The sequence below is a fragment of the Arthrobacter sp. AD-310 genome (assembly GCF_054656615.1).
The window spans coordinates 116,885-141,407 of record NZ_BAAHNO010000009.1; the positions used below are offsets into that span (position 1 = coordinate 116,885).

34 protein-coding genes are annotated in these 24,523 nt (G+C 64.4%); 14 read left to right on the forward strand and 20 right to left on the reverse strand.

The genetic code is table 11. The annotated features are described in order from the left end of the window. Positions 1 to 3: 3 nt before the first annotated feature. From ACYQ1Z_RS06270 to ACYQ1Z_RS06320, 11 genes are all read left to right on the forward strand, one after another. Positions 4 to 879, forward strand: coding sequence for a type II secretion system F family protein (locus tag ACYQ1Z_RS06270; protein WP_459791641.1), 876 nt, complete (start codon positions 4 to 6; stop codon positions 877 to 879). 8 nt (positions 880 to 887) lie between these two features. Beyond that, positions 888 to 1,100 (forward strand): Flp family type IVb pilin, encoded by a 213-nt coding sequence (locus ACYQ1Z_RS06275; RefSeq protein ID WP_459791642.1) that lies wholly within the window; start codon positions 888 to 890, stop codon positions 1,098 to 1,100. A 269-nt stretch (positions 1,101 to 1,369) separates the two neighbouring features. Next, positions 1,370 to 1,576, forward strand: a complete 207-nt coding sequence (locus ACYQ1Z_RS06280) for a Flp family type IVb pilin (RefSeq protein ID WP_459791643.1) — start codon at positions 1,370 to 1,372, stop codon at positions 1,574 to 1,576. A 96-nt stretch (positions 1,577 to 1,672) separates the two neighbouring features. Continuing rightward, a complete protein-coding gene (locus ACYQ1Z_RS06285; RefSeq protein ID WP_459791644.1) occupies positions 1,673 to 2,047 on the forward strand; it encodes a TadE family protein in 375 nt (124 codons plus the stop codon). Continuing rightward, positions 2,035 to 3,066 carry a TadE/TadG family type IV pilus assembly protein gene (locus tag ACYQ1Z_RS06290; protein ID WP_459791645.1) on the forward strand — a complete coding sequence of 344 codons (1,032 nt, stop codon included), beginning with the start codon at positions 2,035 to 2,037 and terminating at the stop codon, positions 3,064 to 3,066. Before ACYQ1Z_RS06285 ends, ACYQ1Z_RS06290 begins: the two co-directional genes overlap by 13 nt. A 21-nt stretch (positions 3,067 to 3,087) precedes the next feature. After that, a complete protein-coding gene (gene cpaB / locus ACYQ1Z_RS06295; RefSeq protein WP_459791646.1) occupies positions 3,088 to 3,843 on the forward strand; it encodes a Flp pilus assembly protein CpaB in 756 nt (251 codons plus the stop codon). Beyond that, a complete protein-coding gene (locus ACYQ1Z_RS06300) occupies positions 3,840 to 5,036 on the forward strand; it encodes an AAA family ATPase (RefSeq protein ID WP_459791647.1) in 1,197 nt (398 codons plus the stop codon). Before cpaB ends, ACYQ1Z_RS06300 begins: the two co-directional genes overlap by 4 nt. Further along, complete coding sequence (locus ACYQ1Z_RS06305; RefSeq protein ID WP_459791648.1) at positions 5,036 to 6,523, forward strand: CpaF family protein; 1,488 nt, start codon at positions 5,036 to 5,038, stop codon at positions 6,521 to 6,523. Before ACYQ1Z_RS06300 ends, ACYQ1Z_RS06305 begins: the two co-directional genes overlap by 1 nt. Beyond that, positions 6,520 to 7,452, forward strand: coding sequence for a type II secretion system F family protein (locus tag ACYQ1Z_RS06310; protein WP_459791649.1), 933 nt, complete (start codon positions 6,520 to 6,522; stop codon positions 7,450 to 7,452). The genes ACYQ1Z_RS06305 and ACYQ1Z_RS06310 overlap by 4 nt, the downstream gene beginning before the upstream one ends. Positions 7,453 to 7,459: 7 nt before the next feature. Next, on the forward strand, positions 7,460 to 8,344 hold the full coding sequence (locus tag ACYQ1Z_RS06315) for a type II secretion system F family protein (protein WP_459791650.1): 885 nt from the start codon (positions 7,460 to 7,462) through the stop codon (positions 8,342 to 8,344). 92 nt (positions 8,345 to 8,436) lie between these two features. After that, positions 8,437 to 8,916, forward strand: coding sequence for an Hpt domain-containing protein (locus tag ACYQ1Z_RS06320; protein ID WP_459791651.1), 480 nt, complete (start codon positions 8,437 to 8,439; stop codon positions 8,914 to 8,916). Here ACYQ1Z_RS06320 and ACYQ1Z_RS06325 read toward each other — a convergent pair. Beyond that, positions 8,913 to 9,704, reverse strand: a complete 792-nt coding sequence (locus ACYQ1Z_RS06325) for a response regulator transcription factor (protein ID WP_459791652.1) — start codon at positions 9,702 to 9,704, stop codon at positions 8,913 to 8,915. The genes ACYQ1Z_RS06320 and ACYQ1Z_RS06325 overlap by 4 nt on opposite strands. Before the next feature lie 273 nt (positions 9,705 to 9,977). Here ACYQ1Z_RS06325 and ACYQ1Z_RS06330 point away from each other — a divergent pair, with 273 nt between their 5' ends. Next, the gene (locus ACYQ1Z_RS06330; RefSeq protein ID WP_459791653.1) at positions 9,978 to 11,645 is read left to right on the forward strand and encodes a sensor histidine kinase; all 1,668 of its coding nucleotides are present in this window, start codon (positions 9,978 to 9,980) and stop codon (positions 11,643 to 11,645) included. On the opposite strand, the gene ACYQ1Z_RS06335 is transcribed toward ACYQ1Z_RS06330, so the two are convergent. From ACYQ1Z_RS06335 to ACYQ1Z_RS06370, 8 genes are all read right to left on the reverse strand, one after another. After that, a complete protein-coding gene (locus ACYQ1Z_RS06335; protein WP_459791654.1) occupies positions 11,642 to 12,535 on the reverse strand; it encodes a tRNA pseudouridine synthase A in 894 nt (297 codons plus the stop codon). The genes ACYQ1Z_RS06330 and ACYQ1Z_RS06335 overlap by 4 nt on opposite strands. Positions 12,536 to 12,567: 32 nt before the next feature. Continuing rightward, on the reverse strand, positions 12,568 to 13,137 hold the full coding sequence (rplQ, locus tag ACYQ1Z_RS06340) for a 50S ribosomal protein L17 (RefSeq protein ID WP_459791655.1): 570 nt from the start codon (positions 13,135 to 13,137) through the stop codon (positions 12,568 to 12,570). A 69-nt stretch (positions 13,138 to 13,206) separates the two neighbouring features. Next, entirely contained in the window at positions 13,207 to 14,217 is a 1,011-nt protein-coding gene (locus ACYQ1Z_RS06345; protein ID WP_459791656.1) for a DNA-directed RNA polymerase subunit alpha, read from the reverse strand. A gap of 131 nt (positions 14,218 to 14,348) precedes the next feature. Continuing rightward, on the reverse strand, positions 14,349 to 14,750 hold the full coding sequence (gene rpsK / locus ACYQ1Z_RS06350) for a 30S ribosomal protein S11 (protein WP_009358720.1): 402 nt from the start codon (positions 14,748 to 14,750) through the stop codon (positions 14,349 to 14,351). A gap of 57 nt (positions 14,751 to 14,807) precedes the next feature. Next, positions 14,808 to 15,182, reverse strand: coding sequence for a 30S ribosomal protein S13 (gene rpsM / locus ACYQ1Z_RS06355; protein ID WP_003803743.1), 375 nt, complete (start codon positions 15,180 to 15,182; stop codon positions 14,808 to 14,810). Positions 15,183 to 15,367: 185 nt separating this feature from the next. Continuing rightward, entirely contained in the window at positions 15,368 to 15,481 is a 114-nt protein-coding gene (rpmJ, locus tag ACYQ1Z_RS06360) for a 50S ribosomal protein L36 (RefSeq protein ID WP_009358722.1), read from the reverse strand. 69 nt (positions 15,482 to 15,550) lie between these two features. Beyond that, the gene (gene infA, locus ACYQ1Z_RS06365) at positions 15,551 to 15,772 is read right to left on the reverse strand and encodes a translation initiation factor IF-1 (protein WP_009358723.1); all 222 of its coding nucleotides are present in this window, start codon (positions 15,770 to 15,772) and stop codon (positions 15,551 to 15,553) included. Positions 15,773 to 15,939: 167 nt separating this feature from the next. After that, positions 15,940 to 16,887 (reverse strand): P1 family peptidase, encoded by a 948-nt coding sequence (locus ACYQ1Z_RS06370; RefSeq protein WP_459791657.1) that lies wholly within the window; start codon positions 16,885 to 16,887, stop codon positions 15,940 to 15,942. A gap of 74 nt (positions 16,888 to 16,961) precedes the next feature. On the opposite strand from ACYQ1Z_RS06370, the gene ACYQ1Z_RS06375 reads away from it, so the two are divergent. Both ACYQ1Z_RS06375 and ACYQ1Z_RS06380 read left to right on the forward strand, forming a co-directional pair. Then, on the forward strand, positions 16,962 to 17,453 hold the full coding sequence (locus ACYQ1Z_RS06375) for a DUF2975 domain-containing protein (RefSeq protein ID WP_459791658.1): 492 nt from the start codon (positions 16,962 to 16,964) through the stop codon (positions 17,451 to 17,453). Continuing rightward, positions 17,453 to 17,695, forward strand: a complete 243-nt coding sequence (locus ACYQ1Z_RS06380; RefSeq protein WP_459791659.1) for a helix-turn-helix domain-containing protein — start codon at positions 17,453 to 17,455, stop codon at positions 17,693 to 17,695. Before ACYQ1Z_RS06375 ends, ACYQ1Z_RS06380 begins: the two co-directional genes overlap by 1 nt. Before the next feature lie 57 nt (positions 17,696 to 17,752). Here the strand turns inward: ACYQ1Z_RS06380 and map are convergent, their stop codons facing one another. The 11 genes from map to rplX all read right to left on the reverse strand — a co-directional run bounded on the left by map (position 17,753) and on the right by rplX (position 24,522). Further along, on the reverse strand, positions 17,753 to 18,580 hold the full coding sequence (gene map, locus ACYQ1Z_RS06385) for a type I methionyl aminopeptidase (RefSeq protein WP_459791660.1): 828 nt from the start codon (positions 18,578 to 18,580) through the stop codon (positions 17,753 to 17,755). Between the two features lie 70 nt (positions 18,581 to 18,650). Next, positions 18,651 to 19,220 carry an adenylate kinase gene (locus tag ACYQ1Z_RS06390; protein ID WP_459791661.1) on the reverse strand — a complete coding sequence of 190 codons (570 nt, stop codon included), beginning with the start codon at positions 19,218 to 19,220 and terminating at the stop codon, positions 18,651 to 18,653. A 5-nt stretch (positions 19,221 to 19,225) separates the two neighbouring features. After that, complete coding sequence (gene secY, locus ACYQ1Z_RS06395; RefSeq protein ID WP_459791662.1) at positions 19,226 to 20,536, reverse strand: preprotein translocase subunit SecY; 1,311 nt, start codon at positions 20,534 to 20,536, stop codon at positions 19,226 to 19,228. A 217-nt stretch (positions 20,537 to 20,753) separates the two neighbouring features. After that, positions 20,754 to 21,233, reverse strand: a complete 480-nt coding sequence (rplO, locus tag ACYQ1Z_RS06400; protein ID WP_459791663.1) for a 50S ribosomal protein L15 — start codon at positions 21,231 to 21,233, stop codon at positions 20,754 to 20,756. Then, on the reverse strand, positions 21,234 to 21,440 hold the full coding sequence (gene rpmD / locus ACYQ1Z_RS06405) for a 50S ribosomal protein L30 (protein ID WP_058266516.1): 207 nt from the start codon (positions 21,438 to 21,440) through the stop codon (positions 21,234 to 21,236). A 3-nt stretch (positions 21,441 to 21,443) separates the two neighbouring features. Next, entirely contained in the window at positions 21,444 to 22,160 is a 717-nt protein-coding gene (rpsE, locus tag ACYQ1Z_RS06410) for a 30S ribosomal protein S5 (protein ID WP_459791664.1), read from the reverse strand. Continuing rightward, entirely contained in the window at positions 22,157 to 22,540 is a 384-nt protein-coding gene (gene rplR / locus ACYQ1Z_RS06415; RefSeq protein WP_459791665.1) for a 50S ribosomal protein L18, read from the reverse strand. The genes rpsE and rplR overlap by 4 nt, the downstream gene beginning before the upstream one ends. Positions 22,541 to 22,542: 2 nt before the next feature. Further along, the gene (gene rplF, locus ACYQ1Z_RS06420; RefSeq protein ID WP_459791666.1) at positions 22,543 to 23,079 is read right to left on the reverse strand and encodes a 50S ribosomal protein L6; all 537 of its coding nucleotides are present in this window, start codon (positions 23,077 to 23,079) and stop codon (positions 22,543 to 22,545) included. Between the two features lie 18 nt (positions 23,080 to 23,097). Continuing rightward, positions 23,098 to 23,496 carry a 30S ribosomal protein S8 gene (rpsH, locus tag ACYQ1Z_RS06425; protein WP_043454616.1) on the reverse strand — a complete coding sequence of 133 codons (399 nt, stop codon included), beginning with the start codon at positions 23,494 to 23,496 and terminating at the stop codon, positions 23,098 to 23,100. A gap of 82 nt (positions 23,497 to 23,578) precedes the next feature. Beyond that, positions 23,579 to 24,160, reverse strand: coding sequence for a 50S ribosomal protein L5 (rplE, locus tag ACYQ1Z_RS06430; protein WP_110541323.1), 582 nt, complete (start codon positions 24,158 to 24,160; stop codon positions 23,579 to 23,581). After that, on the reverse strand, positions 24,160 to 24,522 hold the full coding sequence (gene rplX, locus ACYQ1Z_RS06435) for a 50S ribosomal protein L24 (protein WP_009358298.1): 363 nt from the start codon (positions 24,520 to 24,522) through the stop codon (positions 24,160 to 24,162). Before rplX ends, rplE begins: the two co-directional genes overlap by 1 nt. Position 24,523 lies beyond the last annotated feature (1 nt).

The window sequence follows — 24,523 nt, forward strand, 5'->3', positions numbered from 1 at the left end:
GACATGCAACCCATCGCATTAGCAGCCATTCTGGCCATTATCGTTCCCATCTCCGGCATGGTCTGGCTCTCCTTTACGGGGGACCGTGCAGGCCTACGACGCATCAAAGCAAATCTTGGTGGCCGGCCAAGCCAAGCCGTGCAGTCGCTAAACGTCACACAGCAACTGTCGGATTTGTCCAAGCGCGTGATGCCACGCGGCTACGAGGCATGGCTCGACAAACAGTTGGCGGGGGCAGGCAGGCCCAAGCAGTGGCCTCTAGCTCGGATCATCATGGTGAAACCGATGCTCGCATTCGGCGGGGCACTGCTGGGACTGCTGGTCTTCATGGGCGCACCGTCAGCCGGCAGGTTCCTGCTTGCGCTCCTCATCGTCGCACTGGCCTATTTCATTCCCGATCTGCTCCTCCGCAACTTTGCGCAGAAGCGTAGGGAAGCGATCCGGCTGGAACTCCCAAATGCCTTGGACCAGATGCTCATCTCAGTGCAGGCCGGCCTTGGTTTTGAAACCGCCATGGGACGTGCTGGTGAAAACGGCCGCGGTCCCCTGGCTGATGAACTGATCCGCACTCTGCAAGACATTCAGGTCGGCCGCTCGCGCAAGGAAGCCTACCTGGCACTTTCGGAACGAGTGGATGTTCCTGCTGTTCGTACCTTTGTGCGGGCGGTGGTTCAGGCCGACACGTACGGAATCGCGATCGCGGGTGTTCTTAAGACACAAGCCAAGGACATGCGCATCAAGCGCCGGCAACTCGCGGAGGAGCATGCAATGAAGATGCCTGTCAAGATGCTTTTTCCGCTTATCTTCTTCATCCTCCCGACTCTCTTCATCGTCCTGCTGGGCCCTGCTGTCCTGCAGATCATGTCGGTGTTCTCCTAGGTGAAGTCATGCTGAATCGCACCGATCTGAACTTCGGAATCGCTCATGTGCTTAGGTCCTTCACAAGGAATGAGCGCGGAGCGACAGCAACGGAATATGGGATGCTGGTCGGGTTCCTGGCCCTCGCCATGGTGCTTGGAGTAACTGCTTTCGGCCAGGCGCTCAACACCCATTACCAAGGGCTGGCAACGGCAATCGGCACAGCCCTGGGAGTCCCATAGCTCTCCTCGCTTGCGGCGTACCGCGCCATCCGGCGCCCATAGACCGGACCCCCTCGGCACCCAGAACCGAGGGGGTCCGTTTGTGTGCCCTCCCCGGCCCAACCCCAGCGTTTGCGCAGTAAAAGCCACGCATAAACGCAGGAAAAAACCATGTACGAAAGCCTTTGCGCAGGATGTCCCAAGATCCGGATTTAGTGACATTTTCCGTTGCTAACTTCGTATCAGTGCTGGTGCAGGACCAGCCATCCGTCTCGCTCAGGAGTCACAAAATGCTTTCTCTCTACACCAACCTCATGATCCGTCTTCGCCGCGACGAAAAGGGTGCCACCGCCGTCGAATACGGCATCATGGTCGCACTCATCGCTGTTGTCATCATCATTGCCGTCTCCCTCCTCGGCAACAACCTGAGCAGCATGTTCAATAACGTAGCTGGCAAGGTTCCGGTGCCCACGACTGCTGCAACCACCGCGCCGTAATACCGCACCCCACCCCAAGTCCGGTTCCGGCCCCCCATATCGGAACCGTCCCCCAACAAGGGCCAGCAAGAACAAAATCAAGAGGAGGTGCAGCAGGTGCGGAACGATTCGGAGCGCGGAGCAGCCGCCGTCGAATTCGCCATCCTGTTGCCCCTCCTCTTGATGCTGGTCCTGGGAATCATCGAATTCGGCCGCGCCTACAACGCCCAGATCACCCTCACCAATGCAGCCCGCGACGGTGTCCGCGTAATGGCCATCGCCAACGATCCCACCGGTGCCAGGGCGGCGGCCAGGAACGCGGCCTCGTCCGTCAGCAGCACCATCCCCGATTCAGACATCACCCTCAGCACCACCGCCTGCAGCACGGGCAACCAGGTGACGCTGACCATCAAGTACAACCTGTCCACGATCACCGGCATCGCCGGCCCTTTCCCGATGACCGGCAAAGGAGTCATGCTGTGCGGCGGCTGACCGGAAACAAGGAGCAGGGTGCGGTGTCCGTCATCGTCGCCATCCTCCTGGTGACCCTCCTCGGCTTCGCGGCCATCGCCGTCGACGTCGGGGTCATCTACTCCGAACGCGCGCAGCTGCAGAGCGGCGCGGACGCCTCCGCCATCGCCCTCGCACAGAAATGCGCGAAGGACGCCACGGACGAGCAATGTTCGACGACGGCGACGCTCGCCGGGAGCCTCGCCAACCAGAACGCCCTGGACGGCATGAGCAAGGTGTACAGCATCCAGCTCGACAAAACCGCCAGAACCGTCGCCGTCACCACCAGCGCGAAAGAAACAGGCGGCAAAGACAACTCTGTCTCCCTCTTCTTCGCCAACGCCCTCGGCATCCCCAGTAAGGAAGTCGGCGCCAGGTCATCCGCCGCGTGGGGCAGTCCCAAAGCCGGCCGCACCGCGTTTCCCCTGGCGTTCTCCATCTGCCAGGTCAAGGACAACATTGGCGGCGCGCTCCAGCTCCTCCAGGAACATGGCAAGAACCAGAACGCCGACTGCAACTACGGCCCGTCCGGCGCCGCGGTCCAGGGCGGCTTCGGCTGGCTGGTCCAGGACACCGGCAAGTGCGGCGGCACCATCGACCTCGCCGTCAGCGAAGGTGGCAGCGACCCAGGCAACAACGCCCCGGGCAACTGCTCCGACACACTGACCAAGTGGGCCACCGACATCAATGCCGGGCGGAAGGTCACCGTCCTCCTCCCCGTCTTCAACAAAGTCACGGGAACCGGCGCCGGCGCCATCTACGGCCTGGTGTCCTTCGCCGCCTTCGACGTCACCGGCTGGAAGTTCAGCGGCGGCACGGGCCTCCCCTACGAGTTCCGCAGCGAAAAAAGCACGACGACGGGCGTCACCACCGCCACCGAATGCAAGGGTGAGTGCCGCGGAGTCATCGGCAAATTCGTCAAATACGTTTCCCTCGCCGACGGCTACACCCTCGGCCCGGTGGACCAGTACGGCGCCACCATCGCCCGCCTCACCCTCTAACGAACCCCTCGGAGTACACCAGTGAAGTCTCGCCTGCTCGCCGGAACGGCCGCCGTCGCCCTGGCGCTCGTGGGAGCGATCCTCATCATCGTCTACGCCAACGGCGCGGACCAGCGGGCCCTCGCCTCAACAGAACCGAGGGAAGTCCTGGTGGTCAAGGAAGCCGTCCCCGCCGGCACCCCGGTCAATGACATGGCCGCCAAGTTGACCGTCGAAACAGTCCCCTCCGCCGGCGTCTCCGCCTCCGCCCTCAGCACCTTGGACAACAAGGCCGGCACGGTCGCCGCGGTCGACCTCGTTCCGGGCGAGCAGCTCCTCGCCGAGCGCCTCGTCGCGCCGGAAGACGTGAAGAAGCAGGGCGGAGTGGAAGTTCCCGCCGGCCTCCAGGAGGTCTCCTTCCAGCTGGAGCCCCAGCGCGTGGCCGGCGGCCGGATCAACGTGGGCGACCACGTGGGCATCGCCCTGAACTTCGAAAACGGGGCGTACAAGGCAAAGCTGGAGGACGCCACCACCCAGCTCACCCTCCGCAAGGTCCTGGTCACCGCCGTCCAGCGCGCGCCGGGGGCTGCGAGCGCCGAGAAAGCCGAAGACGGCACCAACCCGCAGGACACCACCCTCCCCGAGGGCTCACTCATGCTCACCGTTGCCGTCAGCGACGTGGACGCCAGCAAGATCATCTTCACCTCAATCAACGGCAGCCTCTGGCTCACCAAGGAACCCCTGGACGCCCAGGACAACGGACCCCGGACCGAACGCAAGGAAGGAGTGTACAAGTGAGCCGCTTCGTCCTCCTCTCCCCCAACGGCGAGTTCGACCAGAAGCTGCGCGCCGCCGTCGCCAACGGCCTCCGTGGAAGTGTCCAGACCATCGCCTCGGACATCCTCCCGGCCGGCCCGGCCGAACTGTTCGCCCTCCTCAACCAGGAGCAGCCCGAGGTCCTCATCATCGGCCCGGACGTCCCCTACGAAGAGGCCCTGCGGTTCGCCAAGGTCTTCGACGTCCAGCTCCCCGGCCTCAGCCTGGTCCTGGTCAGCGATGTGCAGCCGGAGTTCCTGCTGCACGCCATGCGCGCCGGCATCCGGGACATCCTCAGCCCGCAGGCGGACGCCGCGGAAATCCGGGTCCTGCTCGAACGCGCCTGCCAGTCCTTCGCCACCCGCCACCGCAGTCCGGAAACGCAGCAAGCAGAAAACGGCGGCAAGGGCCTGGTCATCGGCGTCTTCTCCCCCAAGGGCGGCGTCGGCAAAACCACCCTGGCCACGAACATCGCCATCGGCCTGGGCCAGGTCGCCCCCATGAGCGTGGTGATCGTGGACCTGGACCTGCAGTTCGGCGACGTCGCCTCCGGCCTCTACCTCAACCCGGAGCACACCGTCACCGACGCCGTCACCCCGGCCGCAGCCCAGGACTCCCTGGTCCTCAAAGCCTTCCTGACCGTCCACCCGGCCGGCATCTACGCGCTCTGCGCCCCGCCCAACCCAGTGGACGCGGACCACATCACCCCGCAGCAGGTCACCCGCCTGCTCGAACAGCTGGCCCAGGAATTCCAGTACGTGGTCCTCGACACCGCTCCCGGCATGCCCGAAATCGGCCTCGCCGCCATGGAACAGTGCACCGACGTGGTGTGGGTCAGCGCCATGGATGTTCCAAGCCTCCGTGGCCTCCGTTCCGGCCTGGACGTCCTCCGCCAGCTTGAGATCATGCCGGAATCCCGGCACGTGGTCCTCAACATGGCCGACGCCAAAGCCGGCCTCACCGTCCAGGACGTGGAATCCACCATCGGCGCACCCGTGGACGTCAGCGTTCCCCGCTCCCGCGCCATCGCCCTGTCCACCAACCGCGGCATCCCCGTCCTCCAGGAATCCCGGAAGGATCCCGCGGTGAAAAGCCTCCGCCACCTTGTTGAACGCTTCAACCCGGCATGGCGGACCCAGACCCAGCGGAAGCTTCACCGAAGGGTGGTCATCTGATGAAACTCTCCGAACGGATCAGCGCGGCCCAGGAACGCAGCCAGCCGGCCGGCACCGGCACGGCCCTGCTGGAACGGCCCGCCACCGCTGCGCCTTCCCCAAGCACGACGGCGGACGGGCACCTTTCCGGGCCGCCCGCCGTCGTGCCTCCAGCGCACGACGCCGGCGCACAGCAGGTGCCCCACGCACCCAAGGTGGACGTCTTCGCAGCCATGAAGCTGCGGGCGGCGAACGCCCTGTTCGAGAAGATGGGCGCCCGCTTCAACGACGCGGCCGTCACCGAACAGGAGCTCCGCAGCACCGCCAAGGAAGAGCTGTCCCGCATCATCGACGCCGAGCAGGTGCCGCTGACCGCGGACGAACGCGTCCGCCTGGTCCGCGATGTCGCCGACGACGTCCTGGGCTACGGCCCGCTCCAGCGGCTGCTGGACGATCCGGCCGTCACCGAAATCATGGTGAACCGGATGGACCAGATCTACGTGGAGCGCAAAGGCAAACTGACGCTCAGCGAATCCCGGTTCAGCTCGGAGGAACACCTGCGCAAGGTCATCGAGCGGATTGTCTCCAAGGTGGGCCGCCGCATTGACGAGTCCTCCCCGCTGGTGGATGCCCGCCTCGAGGACGGTTCCCGCGTGAACGCCGTCATCCCGCCGCTGGCAGTGGGCGGGTCCTCGCTGACCATCCGTAAATTCAGCAAGACCCCACTGACCGTCAGGAACCTGATCGACTTCGGCACCCTGACCCCGGAGATGGCCGAGCTGCTCAACGCGTGCGTGAAAGCCAAGCTCAACATCATCGTTTCCGGCGGTACCGGTACCGGCAAGACCACGCTGCTGAACGTGCTGTCCTCCTTCCTCCCCTCCGACGAGCGGATCGTCACCATCGAGGACGCCGTGGAACTGCAGATCCAGCAGCAGCACGTGGTCCGGCTGGAAAGCCGTCCCCCGAACACGGAGGGCAAGGGCGAGGTGACCATCCGCGAGCTGCTCCGGAACTCGCTGCGTATGCGTCCGGACCGGATTGTGGTGGGCGAGGTCCGTGGCGGTGAGTCGCTGGACATGCTCCAGGCCATGAACACCGGCCACGACGGGTCGCTGTCCACCGTGCACTCCAACTCGCCCCGCGACGCCGTAGCCCGCCTCGAAACGCTGGTCCTCATGGCCGGCATGGACCTGCCGCTGCGCGCCATCCGTGAACAGATCGCTTCCGCCGTGAACCTGATCGTGCAGATTTCCCGCCTCCGTGACGGGTCCCGCCGCATCACCCACGTCACCGAAGTCCAGGGCATGGAAGGCGACATCGTCACCCTCCAGGACGCCTTCGTTTTCGATTACTCCGCCGGCGTTGACGCGCAGGGCAAGTTCCTCGGAAAGCCCGTCGCCACCGGCATCCGGCCCCGCTTCATCGACCGCTTCGAGGACCTGGGCATCCATGTCTCACCCGCCGTTTTCGCCACCCCGCAAAACCCGACCGGAAGAACGTCGTGATTCTCGCTGCCGGAGCCGTCATCATGCTCACTGCCGTCTGCCTCCTCGGCGTCGCCGTGATCCTGCCGGGAGCCCCCGCCGTGCCGTTGGACCGCCGTCGTCCGTTTGAAACTGAGCCGGCGTCGTCCCTGGCGCGCTTCGCGTCCTCTGCCGTGCGTTCCTTCGAACGCGTCCTGGCCGGGCGGAGCGTCACGCTGTTCTCCCAGGCGCAGCTTGAGAACGCCGGGCTCCGGCTGAGCCAGGCGGAGTTCTTCCTGCTGGTCGGCATCGGCGCAGGGGTGGGCATGCTGGTGGGCACCGTGACGGTCAACCCGCTGGTGGGGCTGCTCCTTGCCCTGCTGGCCCCGTTCGCCGGCAAGCTTGTCCTCGGGTTCCTCGCCGGGAAGCGCCGGGCAGCCTTCGACGGGCAGCTGGGCGACACCCTGCAGCTCCTCTCCGGCGGCCTCCGCGCCGGCCACAGCATCCTGCGCGCCATCGACGCCGCAGCATCGGAATCGCAGGCACCCACGTCCGAGGAGATGCGCCGGGTGATCACCGAAACCAGCCTGGGCCGCGACCTGCTGGCGGCCCTCAACGACACCGCGGACCGGACGAAGAACGAGGACTTCGTCTGGATTTCCCAGGCCATCCAGATCAACCGCGAAGTGGGCGGCAACCTGGCCGACGTGCTGGACCAGGTCAACGAGACCATCCGCGAGCGCGCGGAGATCAAGGGCCACATCAAGGCACTGGCGGCCGAAGGCAAGTTCTCCGCCTACATCCTGATCGCCATGCCGTTCGGCATCGTGGCCATGCTGCTGGCCGTGAGCCCCAACTACATGAACTCCATGTTCACCCATCCGCTGGGCTGGGCCATGATCGGCGCCTCGTTTGTGCTCATGACCATCGGCGCACTGTGGATGCGCAAGATTATCGACCTGAAGTTCTGAGGAACCCGTGAACCTGATCATCCTCGCCGCCGTCGTGCTGGTATGTGTTCCGGTGGCCGGGCTCGCCTGGTCCGCCCTGACCGTGGACCGGCAGGGCCGGCTGGCCGTCAACGAACTCCTGGCCCGCGGAGCCGCTCCCGTCGCCATCGCTGCCGAAACCAGGCCCGGCCTGCTGGAGGCCGTTGGCCGGCGCCTCACTCCCCCTGCCTACGTTGCGTTCCTGGACCGGCTGCTGGCCCTTGCCGGCAGGCCGGTGTCGATGCCGCTGGGCAAGGTGCTGGGATCCAAGCTCGCCATCGGCCTGGCCGGTATCGGCATTGGGGTCTACCTCACCGCCATTGGCAGCACGCCGCTGATGAAACTGGCCGGGCTGTTCGTCCTGTTCCTGGGCTACTTCATCCCGGACCTCCTGCTCTACAGCAAAGGACTGGAACGGCAAAAGGTCATCCAGCTGGAACTGGCCAACACCCTGGACCAGATGCTCATCTCGGTGGAGGCCGGGCTCGGCTTTGAAGGTGCCATGGCCCGTGCCGGGGACAACGGCAAGGGTCCGCTCGCCGAGGAGCTGGTGCGGACGCTGCAGGACATGCAGGTGGGCCGCAGCCGCCGCGAGTCCTACCTCGCCCTGGCCGAGCGGACCAACATTCCGGAGCTGCGCAGCTTCGTGCAGGCCGTGGTGCAGGCGGACACCTACGGCATCGCCATCAGCCGGGTGCTGCGGGTGCAGGCCAAGGTCATGCGGGTCAAGCGCCGCCAGCGGGCCGAGGAAAAGGCCATGAAGCTTCCGGTGATGATCCTTTTTCCGCTCCTCTTCTTCATTTTCCCGGTCCTCTTCATCGCAATTCTGGGCCCGGCGGTGGTTAACACCGTGATGACGTTCAGCGGCCAATAGGACCGACGGCAGCAGCCAAAGGATGGGTCAAGGTTTACACAGGATCACCCGAAATAGGACCATAAAAGAATTCCAGGAAGTAGCCTTGAACAATGCACAGTCAAGATTCCGGCTCCAGCATCGAGGGCCCAGCTGCGGGCCTCGCCCGCGCCGGAATCACCGCCCCTGCACAGCAATCTCCAGCCCAGCACTCCCACGCACAGGAAGCGGCCGGTCTCTTGCCGCTCGTTGACGGCGCCGTCCTCCAGGAGCTGGAGGAAGAGCTGGCCGGCACCGGCCTCGCCCAGCGCTTTGCACGTGACTATACGGCCATGTGGGACCAGCGGTACTCGCGCCTTGCAGCGGCCGTGCACCAGCAGGACAGCGACTCCGCCCTGGACGCAGCCATCAGCCTGAAGATCAGTTCCGCCATGGTGGGCGGGCTGCGCCTGGCCAGGCTGGCGGAACTGCTTGAAGCACTGATCCGGCAGGGCGAGTTCGGTCAGGGCCAGGTGCTGATGGAGCGGGTTGCCGCCGACGGCGGCCTGACCATCTCCGAGCTCCAGAGCACCTACATCCTGGAAACAGACTAGGACTTCGCCGCCGGCCTCGCGGGGGCGAGCCGGTACCCGACGCCGCGGACTGTTTGCAACCAGCGCGGCGACAACTGGTCCTCCTTGAGCTTCCGCCGCAGGTTCCCGATGTGGACCTCGACGGCGCGCTCGTCCGCTTCGCTGATGTACGTGTCCTCGTCATAAAACTCGCCGCGTACGGCCCTCACGAGGTCCGCCCGGGTGCACACCGCTCCCCCGCCCTTCAGCAGGACATGGAGCAGGTCGAACTCGCTGCGGGTCAGCGCCAGCGGTTCCCCCAACATCTCCACGGTACGGGTGCGGTGGTTGAGGACCAGCCCGTTGTGCCGCAGGACGCCGGACTCCTGCTGGGCGGCGGCGGGAGCCGTTGATGCCATGCCCGGGGATGCTGCCGGCCTCTGGCCGTTGGCTTCGTGCCGGGGCCGGCGCATCATGGCCGCCACCCGTGCCCGCAGTTCCCGCGGCCGGAAGGGCTTGGCGATGTAGTCGTCAGCTCCAGCATTCAGGGCGGACAGCAGGTCCGGCTCCTCCGTCCGGCCCGTCAGCATCACCACGTAGGCATTGCTGAAATGGCGGATTCTCCGCAGGACCTCCAGCCCGTCGATATCGGGCAGGCCGATGTCCAGCGTCACCACGTTGGCCTGCTTGTTGCGGACCACTTCTACCCCGGCCCGTCCGTCGGCGGCCGTGTGCACCTCGAAGCCGGCCTGGCTCAGAACCCCTTCAAGGAGGTTCCGAACGTCGGCGTCGTCTTCGATGACCACTGCCACACCAAGTTCGTCGTCCATTACAACCCCTGCGCCAGGCGGAACACGGCCCCCCATTGGCCCAGCGCCAATGCCGTATCCGCTCCAACTCTTTATACGCTACAAGTAAGCCGGGCTGATCACATCTGTTTCTGCATTGATTTCCGAAAGTCAATTATCATGACAACACATGTGCATTATTTGGCTGGGAAAGGATGTGCATGACGGTGACCTGCAGGAATTCTGCTGCCCATAAACCTATTACCCCGAACGCGATGGCTACCGGGAGCGCGCCGTACGGCCCGATGGGCTTCCATGGCTGAACCCCTGTTCCGGCGCGGTCCGCTGCGCTTCTTCCGGGAATTGGGGACCCGGTGGCAGGTGGCCCTGTGCCAACTGCCGCTCACACAGGTGGTGGCTGTCCTGGCTGTGGCCACCCCTTTCGCCTGGCCAACGCTGCTGCACAATGGCTTCTACGCCGCCGGCCTGGTAATGCATGCCGTTTTGTTTGCGGCGTGTCTCATGGTGCCGTGGGAACGGCTACCGCACCGGCCATACCTGCTGATTCCGGTCCTGGATTTCGTGGCCATCGGCCTGCTCCGCAACGGCGCCGCACCGCTGCTTCCCGGGCTCGCTGTGCTGGTGGTGTTCCCGGTGATCTGGCTCTCGGCGTCCGGGATGCTCGCCCGCAGCAGCCTGGTCCTCAGCTTTGCCGGGACCATGTGCATCATGCTGCCACCGGTCATCGCCCGGTTCCCCCAGCTCGCCGCAGCGGACGTCACCACGGTCTTCCTGTTTCCCCTTATGATGCTCGCGGTCTCCCTGGCCATCCGCTTCGCGAGCATGAACCTCCGCCTGCAGCAGAAGGAACTGGCGGACAAAGACCGCGAACTTCGGCGCCTGCTCGCCCAAAGCCGGGAGCGGGAGAAGCTGCTCGAAACCGTCCTTGACGCCACCGACGTCGGGATTGCCGCCGTAGACAAGACCGGGCGCTTCCTCGTCTCCAACCTCCAGCAGCGGAACTTCCGCCGGGCCACCCGGGCGGACGACGCGGCCCCGGGACAGGGGCACCAGCTGATCTTCGGGCAGGATAGGCGGACTCTGCTCCCGCCGGAGAAACGGCCCATCAGCCGCGCCATGGCCGGTGAGTCCTTCGCGGACTACCTCGTGTGGGCCGGCGAGGGGTCGGAGCAACGCGCAGTGTCGACGGCGGCCCGGCCCTTGGTTGCCGAGGACGGCACGCTCACCGGCGCGGTGGTCGTGTACAGCGATGTCACCGGCTGGGTGGAGGCGCTTGCGGCGAACCAGGAACTGGTTTCCAACGTCTCGCACGAGTTCAAGACGCCCCTGAACTCGATCATCGGCAACGTGGACCTGGTGCTCGACGATGACGCCGGTCTGCCGCCGCAGGTCGTCCGCCGGCTGGAGGTGGTGCAGCGCAACGCGGAGCGGATGCTGGCCCTGGTCTCGGACCTGACGGCCTCGGCATCAACGGCACTGAACGTCCACCCGAAGCGGACGGACCTGGCAAGCCTGGTGGAGACGAGTGTGGGCTCGGCGCAGGCACAGGCTGAACAGGCACATATCGAACTCACCGCCGACGTCCCTTCCCCCCTGTGGGCGTACGCAGATCCGATCCGCATCGGGCAGGCCCTGGACAACCTCGTCTCCAACGCCATCAAATACTCTCCCGACGGCGGCAAGGTCAGCATCAAGGCGTGGGCCGGGAACGATTGGGTGCAGCTGAGCGTAAGCGACACCGGGATGGGGATGAGCACAGAGGACACGTCCCGCGTGTTCCGGCGGTTCTTCCGTTCCGAGGCGGCCCGCGCCGCCGCCATCCCGGGCGCGGGGCTCGGCCTGTCCATCACCAAAATGATTGTGGAACGGCACGGCGGCAGCATCACGTGCGTCAGCGGCCGGGGCGAAGGAAGCACCTTCACGCTTACGCTGCCCGCGGACGGCCCGCCGCCGTCGTTCTAGCTCTCCCGGACTGCCCGGGTGAGCTCCGCCCGGGCTGCCAGGCCGGCGTCCGACGGGTAGGCCACTTCCTCCAGGACCAGCGGGTGCGGCGCCGCGAGGACCGACTTGGCGTCCCGCTTCCGGGCGAGCAGCCGCTCATACAGCCAGCCGGGCTCCACAGCCCCCTCCCCGACATACAGGGCAGAGCCCACGAGGGCGCGCACCATGTTGTGGCAGAACGCATCGGCCTGCACGGTGGCCACAATAACGCCGTCCTCACCCCGCGCGAATTCGAACCGCTGCAGGTCGCGGATGGTGGTGGCGCCTTCCCGCGGCTTGCAGAACGCGAGGAAATTCTGCAGCCCCAGCAGCCGGGACGCGCCGGCATTGAGCAGGGCAACATCCAGCGGGTTCTTGTGCCACAGCGTGAAATAGCGCTCCAGCGGGTCCCACCGGTCCGCGCCGTCCGCGATCCGGTAGCTGTAGCGCCGCCACAGGGCTGAGAAGCGGGCGTCGAACCCTTCCGGAGCAAGGGAAATCCGGTGGACCTCGACGGCGCCGTGCAGGTCCCCGAGCACCCGGTTCAGTGCGCCGCGGATCCGGCGCATCATGGCGACGGCGGGATCAACCTCGTGCCCGCGGGCCAGTCCCAGCCACTCGGCTTCGGCCAGGTCCAGGTGGACCACTTGGCCGCGGGCGTGCACACCGGCGTCGGTGCGGCCCGCGACGGTGACGCGCACGGGACGGCGCACCAGCAGCTCCAGGGCTTCCTCCAACACACCCTGGACAGTGCGCAGGCCTGGCTGGACTGCCCACCCGCTGAACGGGCCGCCGTCGTACGAAAGATCAAGCCGGATACGCAAAAACCCGCCGCCCCCCAAAACGGGGGCCGCGGGTTTTTGGTGGTTCATAGACCCAAGTCTATGCGAAGCAGGTCAGCGAATTACTTCGCGTCCTTCTCCTCGGCAGCCGGAGCTTCGGCAGCTTCCTCAGCGGCAGGAGCCTCTTCGGTTGCAGCTTCCTCAGCGGCAGGAGCCTCTTCGGTTGCAGCCTCTTCAGCGGCAGGAGCCTCTTCAGCGGGAGCTTCCTCGGCGGCCGGAGCAGCCTTAGCAGCAGCCTGGGTTGCTTCAGCAACTACAGCCTGCTTGGCGGAAACCGGCTCGAGGACCAGCTCGATGACAGCCATGGGAGCGTTGTCGCCCTTGCGGTTGCCGATCTTCGTGATGCGGGTGTAGCCACCGTCGCGGTTCTCCACTGCCTGGGCAATGTCGGTGAACAGCTCGTGGACAACGCCCTTGTTGCTGATCAGGCCCAGGACGCGGCGGCGGGAAGCCAGGTCGCCACGCTTGGCGAAGGTCACCAGGCGCTCTGCGTACGGCTTCAGGCGCTTGGCCTTGGTCACCGTGGTGGTGATCCGCTTGTGCTCGAACAGGGATGCTGCCAGGTTCGCGAGCATCAGGCGCTCGTGAGCCGGGCCGCCTCCGAGGCGCGGACCCTTAGTGGGGGTAGGCATAATTGTTTCTCCTCATGTGGAAGCCGTGGGCGGCACACCATGGTGCTGCCCGGACGGCCAAGGTCTGGTTTAGAGTTCGTCGTCGCCGTAGGCGGCGTCGTCCTCTTCGATTGCTGCGGCGCGTGCTGCGAGGTCAAAACCGGGAGGCGAGTCCTTGAGGGACAGGCCCAGTTCAACCAGCTTTGCCTTGACCTCGTCAATGGACTTTGCACCGAAGTTGCGGATGTCCATCAGGTCAGCCTCGGAGCGGGCAACGAGTTCACCCACGGTGTGGATGCCCTCACGCTTGAGGCAGTTGTAGGAACGGACGGTGAGGTCCAGATCCTCGATCGGCAGTGCCATGTCGGCTGCCAGGGCAGCGTCGGTGGGCGAGGGGCCGATCTCGATACCTTCAGCTGCGGTGTTCAGCTCACGGGCCAGACCGAACAGTTCCACCAGGGTGGTGCCTGCGGAAGCAACGGCATCGCGCGGGGCGATGGCCTGCTTGGTCTCGACGTCGACAATCAGCTTGTCGAAGTCGGTGCGCTGCTCAACACGGGTCGCTTCCACGCGGAAAGTAACCTTCAGCACCGGCGAGTAGATGGAGTCGACCGGGATGCGGCCGATCTCTGCGTCGCCGGACTTGTTCTGAGCTGCCGAAACGTAGCCGCGGCCGCGCTCGATGGTCAGTTCGAGCTCGAACTTGCCCTTTGAGTTCAGCGTGGCGATGTGCAGATCCGGGTTGTGGAATTCGACGCCGGCCGGCGGAGCGATGTCCGCGGCGGTGACGACTCCGGGACCCTGCTTGCGCAGGTAAGCCACAACAGGCTCGTCGTGCTCGGAGGAAACCGACAGGTTCTTGATGTTCAGGATGATCTCGGTGACATCTTCCTTGACACCCGGAACCGTGGTGAACTCGTGCAGCACGCCATCGATCCGGATGCTGGTTACAGCGGCACCGGGGATGGACGAGAGCAGGGTACGGCGGAGGGAGTTTCCGAGGGTGTAGCCGAAGCCCGGTTCCAGCGGTTCGATAACGAAACGCGAACGGTTTTCGGAGACTACCTCTTCGGAGAGGGTGGGGCGCTGTGCAATGAGCACTTAGGTTTCCTTTCGGCGAGCATCCGCTATATGACGCAACACAGGTGGTGGAAATTCGGTCTGAAGACTTAACGCGCTGGGCTTGCCCGGACCATTGCTGGTCCGGGCAAGCTCCTGCTGCGGAAAGTTACTTAGACGCGGCGGCGCTTCGGCGGGCGGCAGCCGTTGTGCGCTGCGGGGGTGACGTCCTGGATGGAGCCAACCTCGAGGCCAGCGGCCTGCAGCGAACGGATTGCGGTTTCGCGTCCGGAACCCGGTCCCTTGACGAAAACGTCTACCTTGCGCATGCCGTGCTCCTGCGCACGCTTGGCAGCCGCTTCGGCAGCCATCTGCGCAGCGAACGGGGTGGACTTGCGCGAGCCCTTGAAGCCGACCTCACCAGAGGAAGCCCAGGAAATAACAGCGCCGGTCGGATCCGTGATGGAAACGATGGTGTTGTTAAAGGTGCTCTTGATGTGCGCCTGGCCAAGCGCGATATTCTTCTTGTCCTTCTTACGCGGCTTGCGGACCGCGCCACGAGTCTTCGGGGGCATTTCTTCTCCTACAGAAAGTTATTGGGGAAAGCTCCGTCAAAATCCCGACCGGGGATTTTAGCGGGCCTTCTTCTTGCCGGCGACGGTACGCTTCGGGCCCTTGCGGGTACGTGCGTTGGTCTTCGTACGCTGACCGCGTACGGGCAGGCCCTTGCGGTGGCGCAGGCCTTCGTAGCTGCCGATTTCAACCTTGCGGCGGATGTCAGCTGCTACTTCGCGGCGAAGGTCACCCTCAACCTTGTAGTTGCCTTCAATGTAGTCACGCAGCTCAACCAGCTGGGCATCAGTCAGGTCCTTGACGCGGACGTCGGCGCTGATGCCAGTGGCAGCCAGGGTTTCGTGTGCACGGGTCTTGCCCACGCCGTAGATGTAAGTAAGCGCAATTTCCAGCCGCTTTTCGCGGGGAATGTCTACGCCAGCGAGACGAGCCATAGTGGCAGTACTCCTTGAATAAACCGGAGGTCGTAGGCAGTACACCCGCACGTTCGGTGCGGCCCCAGCCTCCGACCGGGGGTTAGCTGTCCGGACTCGTTGAAGCTCAATGTTCCAGATCAGCTTGTGCTGCCTTTATTTACTTGCGTGGGTTAGCAACCCAGGATTTTCCCTCGGGAGGGAAATTAGCCCTGGCGCTGCTTGTGGCGCGGGTTCTCGCAGATCACCATGACCCGGCCATTACGGCGGATCACTTTGCACTTTTCGCAGATCTGCTTGACGCTCGGCTTGACCTTCATGGCATTCCTTTGCGTGTAACAGTGGTCAACTGGAGCAGCCGTCAGCTCGCGCTGAAGCCGCCCAGCAATTTACTTGTAGCGGTAGACGATACGACCACGGGTGAGGTCGTACGGGCTCAGCTCCACCACTACGCGGTCCTCGGGGAGGATTCGAATGTAGTGTTGACGCATCTTTCCAGAGATGTGTGCCAGGACGATGTGCTTGTTGGTGAGCTCAACGCGAAACATCGCGTTAGGCAGCGCCTCGGTCACAACGCCTTCGATCTCAATGACCCCGTCCTTCTTGGCCATACCCTCCGCTAACTGTTGTTGCCGCAGCCCTGCCGGATTGCACCGGGCATTGCCACGAACGTTTTTGTTGGATCGATTGCCTGCCCCAGGCCCAAAAGGGCGCGGCAGTCCAGACAACCAACAAACAACACTACGCCATTGGGCGGCGAAAGTTAAATCCAGCCATGCTAGCGCATCCGCCCGCCATACGCACCATAGTCACCCGTCGGGGTGCTTACGGGCGCGGCGCTTGCCACGCCGTCCAGGACGGCCAGGCGTACGACGTCGGCTGCCGCGCTTTGCAGCGTCACAAGGCTGATCTGCCGGGCGGTTTCGTCGCTGCGGTCAAGTGCCACGGCCCCGGTTGCGAGGCAAAAGACGGTGTCCCCGTCAGCAAGGGTGTGTGAAGGATTGAGCGCCCGGGCAATGCCGGCATGTGATGCCGAGGCGGTCCGCTTGCATTCGGCCACATCAAGCACGGCATTGGTGGCGACGACAACCAGCGTGGTGTTGAACCCCGGGCCGGGTCCCGGCTCAACGACTGATTCCTTCAGCAGTGAATGCTCTGCCACCGGCAGCCCCAGCGCGTTGACCACCGCCAGCGCTCCGACAACGGCACCATTGTCCAACGTGACGGAAGCCGTACCAACGCCACCCTTGTAGGTCCGCCCGATGAGTGCGCCGGCGCCGGCACCGACGTTGCCGCGTCCGACGTCGTGCCCATCCTTTTCAGCCGAAGCGGCGACCGTTGCCTGGTAGCCCATGTCCGGCGTCGGGCGGGCGGAAAAGTTTCCGCCGCGGCCCAGGTCGAAGATGGCGGCGGCCGGGACGATCGGCACTACTCCCCCGGGCACGGCGAAACCGCGGCCGTTTTCCTCGCACCAGCGTTGGGCCCCGCCGGCTGAGGCGAGGCCGTAGGCACTTCCCCCGGTAAGCACCACCGCATCCACCTGGCTGACCAGGCTGGTGGGGTCGAGCGCGTCCGTCTCATGGGTGGCGGGGCCACCGCCCTGCACGTCCACGGAACCGACAGTGCCTGGCGGCGGAAGGACCACCGTGACTCCGGTGAGCCAGCCGCCGTCGGTCTTCTGGACGTGCCCCACCCGGATACCCGCTACATCGGTCAGTGAACCCATGGTGTCTATTCTGCCCCTTGCCCAACCTATTGAATATCGATAGCATCCACTTGTTGTTCGATAGAGGAGAGCTCATGGGAAAACTAACGGTCCTCGCGCTGCGCTTAGTGATTGCCCTGGTCCTGGCCGGGTCGCTGTTCGTCCAGGTCCGGATGGTGCCGCTGGTGTCCGTGGACCTGCAGAACGCCGGAGCACCGGACGGGCCCAGGATTGCGTTCCTCGCGATTGTGGTCCTGGGGATAGTGTGCGTGCAGGTGACTTCCGTCTGCGTCTGGCGGCTGCTGACCATGGTGCGGCGCGGAACAGTCTTCTCACACGGCGCGTTCCGCTACGTGGACATCATCTTTGGCGCCATCTCGGTGGCGGCGGTGCTGGTGTTCGGAATCGCGGTGCTGCTGGCCCCGGGTGACGTTGCGCCCGGCATTGTCCTGCTGATCTGCGGCGGCGCCCTGATGATCGGCGGTGTCGCGCTGATCGTCCTGGTGCTGCGGAAGCTCCTGGCCCAGGCCGTTGCCCGGGATGCCGAGGCCAGGCACCTGCGGTCCGAACTCGATGAGGTGATCTGATGCCCATCATCGTTGACATCGACGTGGTGATGGCGAAGCGGAAGATGCCGGTCGGGGTACTGGCCGAACGCATCGGCATCACGCCCGCCAACCTGGCAGTCCTGAAGAACGGCCGGGCCAAGGCCGTACGGTTCACGACCTTGGAAGCGCTCTGCGAAGTGCTTGAGTGCCAGCCCGGCGACCTGCTGCGGTGGGAACCGGAGGATCCCTCAGCAGGCGAAGACCCCCGCTCCCCCAACTAGGTAGCAGTAGGTGTCGTTCTGAAGGTCCAAAACGACACTTACTGCTAGTCAGTTGGGCTAGGGAATCGGCACGGGGGTGACGCCGAGGGGCACCAGGTGCTCCGCGCCGCCGTCGGGCGCCGACAGCACCCAGATGCCCTTTTCGTGGACCGCGACGGAGTGCTCCCACTGGCAGGAACGCTTGCCGTCCGTGGTGACCACCGTCCAGTCGTCCTCCAGCACGGCCGTGTCGATCCCGCCGCGGACCAGCATGGGCTCGATCGCGAGGCACAGGCCGGGCTTGATCTTGGGGCCGCGGTGGCTGGTGCGGTAGTTGAGGACGTCCGGCGCCATGTGCATTTCGGAACCGATGCCGTGGCCCACGTAGTCCTCCAGGATACCGAGCGGCTTGCCGGGGACGGAGGAAACGTAGTCGTCGATGGCAGCGCCGATGTCCCCCACATGGGTTCCGGTGGCAAGTGCGGCGATTCCCCGCCACATTGCTGCGTGGGTAACGTCGGAGAGCCGCTGGTCCTCTGGGTCGGCGGTGCCCACGATTACGGTGCGTGCCGAGTCGGAGTGCCAGCCGTCCACGATGGCCCCGCCGTCGATGGAGATGATGTCCCCGTCCTCGAGGACGCGGCTGCCCGGGATGCCGTGCACCACTTCCTCGTTAACCGAGGTGCAGATGGTGGCCGGGAAGCCGTGGTAGCCGAGGAAGTTGGACTTGGCTCCGGCCTCGTTGAGCACCGCAGCGAAAACGTCGTCGAGGTGCTTGGTGGTGACACCCGGAACCGCGGCGGCCACGGCGGCGTCCAGGGCGCGGTGCAGGACCAGTCCTGCCTCGTGCATGGTGCGCATCTGGGCGTTGTTCTTGAGTTCGATGCGGGGCTGGCCGAAGGCCATGGTGTTGTCCTTTCAAATGGCTGAGGCTCCTCCCGTATGCCGGGAGGAGCCTCGGAAAACAGTGCCTGGATCAGGCTGCCTGTGCCGCCTTGATGGCCTGCATCACGCGGTCGGTCACTTCATCGATCGGGCCGATGCCGTCGACCTGGGTGAGGATGCCACGTTCGGCGTACTTGGCCACAACGGCCTCAGTCTGCTCGTGGTACAGGTCAAGGCGGTGGCGGATGACGGCTTCATTGTCGTCGCTCCGGCCCGTTTCCTTGGCCCGGCCCAGGAGGCGGTGCACCAGTTCCTCGTCGTCGGCCGTCAGCTGCAGGACGACGTCGAGCTTCTCCTCGCCCTTGGCGAGGATCTCGTCAAGGTAGTCCACCTGCGCGGTGGTGCGGGGGTAGCCGTCCAGCAGGAAGCCGGACTCGACGTCGGACTCGCTGAGGCGGTCGCGCACCATCTTGTTGGTAACGCTGTCCGGCACGAAGTCCCCGTTGTCCATGTACTTCTTGGCCTCGATGCCAAGCGGCGTTTCGCCCTTTACATTGGCACGGAAGATGTCGCCGGTGGAGATTGCCACAACGCCGAGGCGCTCTGAAATCCGCTCCGCCTGCGTTCCTTTTCCGGAACCGGGAGGTCCAATAATCAGCATTCTCGTCATCGCAAAAGCCCTTCGTAGTGACGTTGTTGTAGCTGCGCATCAATCTGCTTGACGGTCTCCAGACCAACGCCCACCATGATCAGGATCGAGGTGCCACCGAACGGGAAGTTCTGGTTCGCGTTGATCAGTACCAGTGCCACCAGCGGAATCAGTGCCACGAAGCCCAGGTAGAGGGCGCCGGGCAGGGTGATCCGGGAGAGCACGTACTGCAGGTAGTCAGCGGTCGGTTTGCCGGCGCGGATACCTGGGATGAAGCCGCCGTACTTCTTCATGTTGTCGGACACTTCTTCAGGGTTGAAGGTGATCGCGACGTAGAAGTATGTGAAAAACACGATCAGGGCGAAGTAGATCGCCATGTAGATCGGGTGGTCGCCTCGGGTCAGGTTGTTGTTGATCCATTCAACCCAGGGCTGGAGCTGCTCGCCTGCGGCCGGCTGGTTGAACTGCGCAATCAGGCCGGGCAGGTAAAGCATGGAGGAAGCGAAGATCACCGGGATGACGCCGGCCATGTTCACCTTGATGGGAATGTAGGTGCTGGTTCCACCCACGGTGCGCCGGCCAATCATCCGCTTGGCGTACTGCACGGGAACGCGGCGCTGCGACTGCTCCACGAAGACCACCAGGGCCACCGTCAGCAGGCCGACGGCGAGGACGGTGAAGAACGTTGCCGGTCCCTGCGAGGTCCAGATGGCACCCAGGGAGGTGGGGAACGTGGCAGCGATGGACGTGAAGATGAGCAGGGACATGCCGTTACCCACGCCCTTCTCCGTGACCAGCTCGCCCATCCACATGATCAGGCCGGTGCCGGCCGTCAGGGTGATGACGATCAGGATGGTCGTGATCACGCTGTCATCGGGGATGATCGGCAGCGCACAGCCGGGAAGCAGCTGGCCCGAACGGGCCAGGGACACCAGCGTGGTGGCGTTGAGCAGGCCCAGCGCGATGGTGAGGTACCGGGTGTACTGGGTCAGCTTCGACTGGCCCGAGGCACCTTCCTCGTACAGTTCCTGGAACCGGGGAATGACCACCCGGAGGAGCTGGACGATGATGCTGGCCGTGATGTAGGGCATGATGCCCAGGGCGAAGATGGACACCTGGAGCAACGCGCCGCCGCTGAACAGGTTAACGAGCTGGTAGAGCCCGCCGGCCGTCTGGCCGCTCTGCAAACATTGCTGGACATTCTGGTAGTCCACACCAGGCGAGGGAATGAAGGCACCCAAGCGGAAGATGGTGATGATTCCCAGCGTGAACAACAACTTGCGTCGCAGATCAGGCGTGCGAAAGGCCCGGCCAAATGCGCTAAGCAAGCGTCCTCCTGTGGTGTTTATAAGGGTGGAGTGATGGGACTGAAATAAATCCCAACAACCGAGTCTAACGGTTGGATACGCCATGCGAACAATCCGGACCGGCGCCCGTGCGCCCGGTGGCGGGAAAAATACGGCGTGCGGATGTGAAAAACTCCCGGTGACCGGGGCCTGGGCCCCGGTCACCGGGAGTTGAACAACGGGCTGTCGCCCACCGGCTCTAGAGAGCGGTGGTGCTTCCGCCTGCTGCTGCGATCTTTTCAGCGGCGCTGGCCGAGAATGCGTGGGCGGTGACGTCGACCTTGACGGTGATGTCTCCGGTGCCCAGCACCTTGACGGGCTGGTTCTTGCGAACGGCGCCCTTTTCGACCAGGTTCTCCACGGTGACAGTGCCACCTTCCGGGAACAGCTCGTTGAGCTTGTCCAGGTTCACGACCTGGAACTCAACCCGGAACGGGTTCTTGAAGCCGCGCAGCTTGGGCAGGCGCATGTGCAGCGGCAGCTGGCCGCCGGCAAAGCCAGCCTTTACCTGGTAGCGGGCCTTCGTACCCTTGGTACCGCGACCGGCGGTCTTACCCTTGGAAGCCTCACCACGACCAACACGGGTCTTGGCGGTCTTTGCACCCGGGGCGGGACGCAGGTGGTGAACCTTCAGTGCATTCTGCTTCTCAGCAGCCTGTGCCTCAGTCTTCTCTGCCATTTACTTCGCCTCCTCAACATTCACGAGGTGCGGAACCGTGTTGAGCATGCCCACGGTCACGGCGTCGGCGGTGCGGACAACGGTGTGTCCGATCCGCTTCAGGCCGAGGGACCGCAGGGTCTCGCGCTGGTTCTGCTTGGCGCCGATGACGCCCTTGATCTGGGTGATCTCCAACTTTGCGTCGGAGGGGACCAGGTTCTTAGCCATAGCCTAGGCACCTGCCTTCGAGTTCATCAGCGTGCGCACCAGGGCGGCCGGAGCAACCTCGTCCAGCGGCAGGTTGCGGCGTGCTGCCACAGCTGCGGGCTCTTCGAGGCGCTTCAGGGCATCAACGGTCGCGTGGACGATGTTGATGGCGTTGGAGGAACCGAGCGACTTGGAGAGGATGTCGTGGATGCCCACGCACTCCAGTACTGCACGGACCGGACCACCGGCGATAACACCGGTACCGGCCGAGGCCGGACGCAGCATTACGACGCCGGCAGCGGCTTCACCCTGAACGCGGTGCGGGATGGTGCTGCCAACGCGGGGAACGCGGAAGAAGGACTTCTTGGCCTCTTCAACGCCCTTGGCGATTGCAGCGGGAACTTCCTTCGCCTTGCCGTAGCCGACGCCGACCATGCCGTTGCCGTCACCGACGACGACCAGGGCGGTGAAGCTGAAGCGACGACCACCCTTGACCACCTTGGAGACGCGGTTGATGGTGACAACGCGCTCTACGAACTGGTTCTTCTCGGCTTCACGTCCGCCGTCGCGGCCGCCACGGCCACCGCGGTCGCCACGGCCCTGGCCGCGGTCGCCACGCTCACCGCGGCGGGCACCGCCGCGGCGGTCCTCGGCAGCGGGGGCAGTGGTCTCAGCAGCTGCGGCTTCGGTAGCCTTCTGATCTGCAGACACAGTGTCCTTTTCCTTGTTTGCTTCGGTCACAGCGACAGCCCACCTTCACGTGCACCGTCAGCGACGGCGGCGATCCGGCCGTGGTACTTGTTACCACCGCGGTCGAAGACGACAGCTTCGACGCCGGCAGCCTTGGCACGCTCGGCAACGAGCTCGCCAACGCGCTTGGCCTTGGCAGTCTTGTCACCGTCGAATGCACGAAGGTCGGCTTCCAAAGTGGATGCGCTTGCTACGGTCTGGCCAATGGTGTCGTCGACAACCTGGACAAATACGTGGCGTGCAGAACGGTTGACCACCAGACGGGGGCGAGCCGGGGTTCCTGCAATGCGCTTGCGGATACGAAGCTGGCGGCGGCTGCGTGCAGCAGCCTTGCTCTTGTTCGTGCGCTTCTTGTTGATAGCGATGGCCATGGTTACTTACCAGCCTTTCCGACCTTGCGGCGGATGACTTCGCCGGCGTAACGGATGCCCTTGCCCTTGTAGGGGTCCGGCTTCCGCAGCTTGCGGATGTTGGCAGCAACCTCGCCGACCTGCTGCTTGTTGATGCCTGAGACAGAGAGCTTGGTCGGTCCCTCTACTGCAAAGGTGATGCCGGCCGGAGCCGAAACGTTGACCGGGTGGCTGTAGCCCAGAGCGAACTCAAGGTCAGAACCCTTGGCCTGAACGCGGTAACCGGTACCAACGATTTCAAGCTTCTTCTCGTAGCCTGCGGTAACGCCCTGGATCATGTTGGCGATCAGGGTGCGGGTCAGGCCGTGAAGCGAACGGGAGTTGCGCTCGTCGTTCGGGCGGGTGACGGTCAGGGTGCTGTCTTCCAGGGCAACCTCGATGGGGCTGGCCACAGTGTGGCTCAGCTCGCCCTTGGAACCCTTGACGGTGACGACGGAGCCGTCAACCTTAACCTCAACGCCGGCAGGAACGGTGATGGGGAGACGTCCAATACGTGACATTATTCTCTTCCTTTCCCGTTACCAGACGTACGCGAGGACTTCGCCGCCCACGCCCTTCTTGCCGGCCTGCTTGTCAGTCAGGAGGCCGGAAGAGGTGGACAGGATTGCGATGCCCAGGCCACCGAGCACGTGCGGCAGGTTGGTGGACTTCGCGTAAACGCGGAGACCCGGCTTGGAGATGCGGCGAACACCAGCGATTGAACGCTCGCGGTTCGGACCGAACTTCAGCTCGAGGGTCAGCTTCTTGCCAACCTCAGCGTCCTCTTCTTTCCAGCCGGCGATGAAACCTTCGGCCTTGAGGATGTCGGCAACGCGTGCCTTGAGCTTGCTGTACGGCATGGACACGGTGTCGTGGTATGCCGAGTTTGCGTTACGCAGGCGCGTAAGCATGTCTGCGACAGGATCTGTCATTGTCATTGTGGGCTCTTGCCCTTCCTCGTAACGGTTTCCGCCGTCCACCCACCAGGGAGCAGAACGGCCGGACCTTTTACGTAGTTACTTAAGCTTCGGTCTTGAACGGGAAACCAAGCGCCTTGAGCAGCGCACGGCCTTCGTCGTCGGTCTTCGCAGTGGTCACAACCGTGATGTCCATACCGCGGACGCGGTCGATCTTGTCCTGGTCGATTTCGTGGAACATAACCTGCTCGGTCAGACCGAAGGTGTAGTTGCCGTTGCCATCGAACTGCTTGCCGCTGAGGCCGCGGAAGTCGCGGATACGGGGCAGGGCCAGGGTGACCAGGCGGTCCACGAATTCCCACATGCGGTCGCCACGCAGGGTCGCGTGTGCACCGATGGGCATGCCTTCGCGCAGCTTGAACTGTGCGATCGACTTGCGGGCCTTGGTAACCTGCGGCTTCTGGCCGGTGATCTGGGTGAGGTCGCGGACAGCGCCGTCGATCAGCTTGGAGTCCTTGGCGGCATCTCCAACACCCATGTTCACAACAACCTTCACCAGCCGGGGTACCTGGTTGACGTTGGCGTACTTGAACTCATCCTGGAGCTGGCCCTTGATGGTTTCGGCGTACTTGGTCTTCAGACGAGGAACGATCTTCGTTGCCGGAGTCTCGAGAGTCTCAGTCATTAGATGTCCTTCCCGGTGCTCTTGGACACGCGGATGCGGACGGTCTTCTTAACGCCGTCCTTCTCTACGGTGTCGAGGCGGAAGCCCACGCGGGTCGGCTTCTTGGTCGACGGGTCAACCAGTGCCACGTTGGAGATGTGGATCGGAGCTTCAACAACCTCGATGCCACCGGTCTTGGTGCCGCGCTGCGACTGACCGACCTTGGTGTGCTTGGTGACGCGGTTGATGCCCTCAACCAACACGCGGTTGGTGTCGGTGAACACGCGCAGGACCTTGCCCTGCTTGCCGCGGTCGCCGCCGCGCTCAGCCTTGGCGCCAGTGATGACCTGGACCAGGTCACCCTTCTTGATCTTTGCAGCCATG

Coding starts and splice junctions, on each gene's coding strand:
- ACYQ1Z_RS06305 (WP_459791648.1), top strand. CDS start 5,036: ATGAAACTCTCCGAACGGATCAGCGCGGCCCAGGAACGCAGCCAGCCG.
- ACYQ1Z_RS06390 (WP_459791661.1), bottom strand. CDS start 19,220: ATGCTGATTATTGGACCTCCCGGTTCCGGAAAAGGAACGCAGGCGGAG.
- rplE (WP_110541323.1), bottom strand. CDS start 24,160: ATGACTGAGACTCTCGAGACTCCGGCAACGAAGATCGTTCCTCGTCTG.
- ACYQ1Z_RS06380 (WP_459791659.1), top strand. CDS start 17,453: ATGCCCATCATCGTTGACATCGACGTGGTGATGGCGAAGCGGAAGATG.
- rplQ (WP_459791655.1), bottom strand. CDS start 13,137: ATGCCTACCCCCACTAAGGGTCCGCGCCTCGGAGGCGGCCCGGCTCAC.
- rplF (WP_459791666.1), bottom strand. CDS start 23,079: ATGTCACGTATTGGACGTCTCCCCATCACCGTTCCTGCCGGCGTTGAG.
- rplX (WP_009358298.1), bottom strand. CDS start 24,522: ATGGCTGCAAAGATCAAGAAGGGTGACCTGGTCCAGGTCATCACTGGC.
- rpsK (WP_009358720.1), bottom strand. CDS start 14,750: ATGCCCCCGAAGACTCGTGGCGCGGTCCGCAAGCCGCGTAAGAAGGAC.
- ACYQ1Z_RS06335 (WP_459791654.1), bottom strand. CDS start 12,535: ATGAACCACCAAAAACCCGCGGCCCCCGTTTTGGGGGGCGGCGGGTTT.
- ACYQ1Z_RS06275 (WP_459791642.1), top strand. CDS start 888: ATGCTGAATCGCACCGATCTGAACTTCGGAATCGCTCATGTGCTTAGG.
- rpmJ (WP_009358722.1), bottom strand. CDS start 15,481: ATGAAGGTCAAGCCGAGCGTCAAGCAGATCTGCGAAAAGTGCAAAGTG.
- map (WP_459791660.1), bottom strand. CDS start 18,580: ATGGCCTTCGGCCAGCCCCGCATCGAACTCAAGAACAACGCCCAGATG.
- ACYQ1Z_RS06320 (WP_459791651.1), top strand. CDS start 8,437: ATGCACAGTCAAGATTCCGGCTCCAGCATCGAGGGCCCAGCTGCGGGC.
- ACYQ1Z_RS06270 (WP_459791641.1), top strand. CDS start 4: ATGCAACCCATCGCATTAGCAGCCATTCTGGCCATTATCGTTCCCATC.
- ACYQ1Z_RS06325 (WP_459791652.1), bottom strand. CDS start 9,704: ATGGACGACGAACTTGGTGTGGCAGTGGTCATCGAAGACGACGCCGAC.
- rpsM (WP_003803743.1), bottom strand. CDS start 15,182: ATGGCTCGTCTCGCTGGCGTAGACATTCCCCGCGAAAAGCGGCTGGAA.
- rpmD (WP_058266516.1), bottom strand. CDS start 21,440: ATGGCTAAGAACCTGGTCCCCTCCGACGCAAAGTTGGAGATCACCCAG.
- ACYQ1Z_RS06375 (WP_459791658.1), top strand. CDS start 16,962: ATGGGAAAACTAACGGTCCTCGCGCTGCGCTTAGTGATTGCCCTGGTC.
- rplO (WP_459791663.1), bottom strand. CDS start 21,233: ATGGCAGAGAAGACTGAGGCACAGGCTGCTGAGAAGCAGAATGCACTG.
- ACYQ1Z_RS06370 (WP_459791657.1), bottom strand. CDS start 16,887: ATGGGTTCACTGACCGATGTAGCGGGTATCCGGGTGGGGCACGTCCAG.
- ACYQ1Z_RS06280 (WP_459791643.1), top strand. CDS start 1,370: ATGCTTTCTCTCTACACCAACCTCATGATCCGTCTTCGCCGCGACGAA.
- infA (WP_009358723.1), bottom strand. CDS start 15,772: ATGGCCAAGAAGGACGGGGTCATTGAGATCGAAGGCGTTGTGACCGAG.
- rplR (WP_459791665.1), bottom strand. CDS start 22,540: ATGGCCATCGCTATCAACAAGAAGCGCACGAACAAGAGCAAGGCTGCT.
- ACYQ1Z_RS06330 (WP_459791653.1), top strand. CDS start 9,978: ATGGCTGAACCCCTGTTCCGGCGCGGTCCGCTGCGCTTCTTCCGGGAA.
- rpsH (WP_043454616.1), bottom strand. CDS start 23,496: ATGACAATGACAGATCCTGTCGCAGACATGCTTACGCGCCTGCGTAAC.